The sequence below is a fragment of the Bradyrhizobium sp. genome, from assembly GCF_016462955.1.
Lineage (GTDB): Bacteria > Pseudomonadota > Alphaproteobacteria > Rhizobiales > Xanthobacteraceae > Bradyrhizobium.
The window spans coordinates 1-3,378 of sequence record NZ_JAEMSD010000490.1; the positions used below are offsets into that span (position 1 = coordinate 1).

Here is a 3,378-nt window from a genome sequence, read left to right on the forward strand (position 1 = left end):
GAGTTGGGGCCCGATCTGCACCAAAATGGGACGCTTTCTGGCGTCCTGGAGGCGGGCGGGATGGGCCGCCCGCCCAACGCTCGCTCAGCTGAGCACGTCCTGGTTGATGACGTTCTGCCGGATGGGATCGCCGTCGAGCACACTGAGAATGTTGCGCGCGGTCTGCTCGCTCTTGCGCTGGACCGCCTCGACCGTGACGCCGGCAACGTGCGGGGCGATGATGACGTTGGGCAGCGCAAACAGCGCGTTGCTGACCGGCGGCGGCTCGACCTCGAACACGTCGATGCCGGCTCCGGCGAGCTTGCCGGAGACCAGGGCGTCGTACAGCGCCGCTTCCTTCACGATGCCGCCGCGCGCGGTGTTGATGAGGTAGGAGCTCGGTTTCATCCGGCCGATCCTGTCGGCATCGAACAGGCCGACGGTCTCCGGCGTCTTCGGGCAATGGATGGTGACGAAGTCGGCGCCCGCGAGCGCGGCGTCGAGGTCGGTGGCGGGCTCGCAGCCGGCGGCCTTGATGTCGGCGGCGTCCTTGTAGGGGTCGTAGACCTGCACCTTCATCTCGAACGCCAAACAGCGCTTGGCGGTGCGGCTGCCGATGCGGCCGAAGCCGACGATCAGCACGGTCTTGCCGTAGAGGTCGAACGGCAGCATGCCGAGGCGGTCGGCCCATTTGCCGTCCTTGACGCAGGAGTGCAATTCCTGCGCACGCTTGGCCAGCGTCAGCATCATGAACAGCGCAGCTTCCGCGACCGAGGGCGAATTGGCGCTGCCGGCGACCATCAACGGCACCTTGCGGCGGGAGAGGGCGGGCACGTCGACGGCGTCGTAGCCGACGCCGATGCGGGTGACCACCTTCATGTCCCCGGCGGCTTCGAGCTCGGTCTCTCCGAAGGCGGTGGCGCCGAGGGCCACGCCGTGGACGGGGGCATGGCTCTTCAACAACGCCTCGAAGTCCTTCGCCGAGATCAGGTTCGCAAACTCGACGAGCTCGATATCGTCCCGCTGGGTGAGGAGGGCGCGTGCCCCTTGCGACAAGGTTTGTGTAACGAAAATCTTCTTCTTGTTGGTCGCCATCGCTCCCCTGCCTGCCTTACGCTTGTTGAGATGGCGTCACAACACGACGCCGGTCTCTTCATTTAGCAGGTGCATGTTGTTGAGGTCCATCGCCAGGCGCATGGGTGCCCCATCCTTGGCGCCGGCATTGGGATTGACGCGGCCGCAGACCGGGGTGCCCTCGAGCCCGAAATAAACCAGCGTCTCCATTCCCATCGGCTCGGTGACCTCGAGCACGGTGTCGAAAGTCTCGACGCCCGGCTCCAGATGCGCGTGCGCCTCGGTGAGATGCTCGGGCCGCAGGCCGAGCAGCAGCTTCTCGGTGCGCGGCAGCGCATTATAGCGCGCGGCACGGGCCGGCGGCAGCGGGAAGGCAAGGCGGTCGGCGAGACGGATCTGGAGCGTGCCGCCGGCATCCTCGAGACGGCACGGGATGAAGTTCATCGCCGGCGAGCCGATGAAGCCCGCGACGAAGCGGGTCGCCGGCTTGTGGTAGAGCTCGTTCGGCGTGCCGATCTGCTCGATGCGCCCCTTGTTCATCACCACGACGCGGTCGGCCAACGTCATCGCCTCGACCTGGTCGTGGGTGACGTAGACGGTCGTGGTGCGCACCTTCTGGTGCACCTTCTTGATCTCGATCCGCATCTGCACGCGGAGTTTCGCGTCGAGATTGGACAGCGGCTCGTCGAACAGGAAGACTTTCGGATTGCGCACGATGGCCCGTCCCATCGCGACGCGCTGACGCTGGCCGCCGGACAGCTGCTTCGGCTTGCGGTCGATCAGGTCGGTGATGTCGAGGAGACGGGCGGCTTCCGTCACCCGCGCCTTGATCTCTGCCTTGGGATAGTGCTTCAGGCGCAGTCCGAACGACATGTTCTCCGCGACCGTCATGTGCGGGTAGAGCGCGTAGTTCTGGAACACCATGGCGATGTCGCGGTCCTTCGGCGGCACGTCGTTGACGACGTCGCCGCCGATCATGATGTCGCCGTCGCTGATGTCCTCGAGGCCCGCGATCATCCGCAGCGTGGTCGACTTGCCGCAGCCGGAGGGGCCGACCAGCACGATGAACTCGTGATCGGCAATGTCGAGGTCGATGCCGCGCACGGCTTCGACATCGTCGTAACGCTTGACCACCTTACGCAAGGAAACGTCGGCCATTTCAGTTCAACCCCTCGCTTTCAACCCTTTGTCGCACCGGCGGTGAGGCCGGCAATGTAGTAGTCCATCAGGAAGGCGTAGATGATCAGCGGCGGTGCGGCGCCGAGCAGCGCGCCGGTCATGATCTGCCCCCAGTTGAACACGTCGCCCTTGATCAGCGTGGTGATGATGCCGACGGGCAGAACGAGCTGATCCGTGGAGGTCGTGAACACCAGCGGATAGAGGAATTGCGCCCAGGACACGGTGAAGGCGAAGATGGTCGCGGCGATCAGCCCCGGCAGCGCGACCGGAATGAAGATCCGCGTCAGGGTCTGGAACCAGGACGCGCCGTCGATGATGGCGGCTTCGTCAAGCTCCTTGGGGATCGAGGCGAAATAGCCGATCATGATCCAGGTGCAGAACGGGACCGTCAGCGTTGGATAGATGAAGAGCAGCACATACCAGCGGTTGATGAGCTGGATGCCGGTCCAGTCGCCGAACAGGGCGAACACCTTGAACAACGGAATGAACAGCAGGCTGTCCGGAATGAGGTAGGTCAGGAACACGCCGGTCGCCAGCGTGGCCGAGCCCCAGAACCGCATCCGGGCGAGGGCGAACGCCGCGGGCACGCTGATCAGCATGGTGATGGTGACCACGAAGATCGAGACCAGCGCCGAATTCCAGAAGAACCGCAGGAACTGGTTCGACGTCAGCAGGCCGACATAGTTCTCGAGAGTGGGGTGAAACACCCACCAGGGATTGGTCGCCGCCGAGATCTCCGCGCTGCTCTTGAGCGAGGTGATCAGCATGTAGATGGGCGGCAGCAGCGAGAAGATCGCAAACAGCGTCAGGAAGAAATACGACCATCGCAGCGCCCATTTGCGGTCGCGGCTCATGCTGCCGTACTTGACCGTGCGTGTCGGCGCGGCCTTGTCGATCGTGACTGAGCTCATCAGGCTTCATTCCCGCGCTTGTTGACGTCCCGCAGGATGAAGATCGCTGCGACCGCCAGGATTGGCACCATGAACAGGGAGACGCTGGCACCGAGTGGAATGTCGCTTCCTTCGATGCCGATTCTGAACGCCCAGGTGGCGAAGATGTGGGTGTGGTCGAGCGGGCCGCCGGCGGTCAGGATACGCACGATGTCGAAATTGGCGAAGGTGACGATCAGCGAGAACAGTGTCGTGA

The 3,378-nt window shown here is 64.1% G+C and carries 3 protein-coding genes and 1 pseudogene; all 4 read right to left on the reverse strand.

All coding sequences use genetic code 11. The annotated features are described in order from the left end of the window. Positions 1 to 84: 84 nt before the first annotated feature. The gene (locus JHD07_RS32510; protein ID WP_291629579.1) at positions 85 to 1,074 is read right to left on the reverse strand and encodes a hydroxyacid dehydrogenase; all 990 of its coding nucleotides are present in this window, start codon (positions 1,072 to 1,074) and stop codon (positions 85 to 87) included. A gap of 36 nt (positions 1,075 to 1,110) precedes the next feature. Then, positions 1,111 to 2,211: a sn-glycerol-3-phosphate ABC transporter ATP-binding protein UgpC gene (gene ugpC, locus JHD07_RS32515; RefSeq protein WP_291629581.1), complete on the reverse strand. Its 1,101-nt coding sequence runs from the start codon at positions 2,209 to 2,211 to the stop codon at positions 1,111 to 1,113. 20 nt (positions 2,212 to 2,231) lie between these two features. Further along, complete coding sequence (locus JHD07_RS32520) at positions 2,232 to 3,143, reverse strand: carbohydrate ABC transporter permease (protein ID WP_025036339.1); 912 nt, start codon at positions 3,141 to 3,143, stop codon at positions 2,232 to 2,234. Next, a pseudogene (locus tag JHD07_RS32525) lies at positions 3,143 to 3,378 on the reverse strand (sugar ABC transporter permease); the annotation flags it as partial. The gene JHD07_RS32520 and the pseudogene JHD07_RS32525, both read right to left, overlap by 1 nt.

Excerpts from the sequence above, each read along its gene's own strand:
- JHD07_RS32510 (WP_291629579.1), bottom strand. The coding sequence starts at position 1,074 with ATGGCGACCAACAAGAAGAAGATTTTCGTTACACAAACCTTGTCGCAA.
- ugpC (WP_291629581.1), bottom strand. The coding sequence starts at position 2,211 with ATGGCCGACGTTTCCTTGCGTAAGGTGGTCAAGCGTTACGACGATGTC.
- JHD07_RS32520 (WP_025036339.1), bottom strand. The coding sequence starts at position 3,143 with ATGAGCTCAGTCACGATCGACAAGGCCGCGCCGACACGCACGGTCAAG.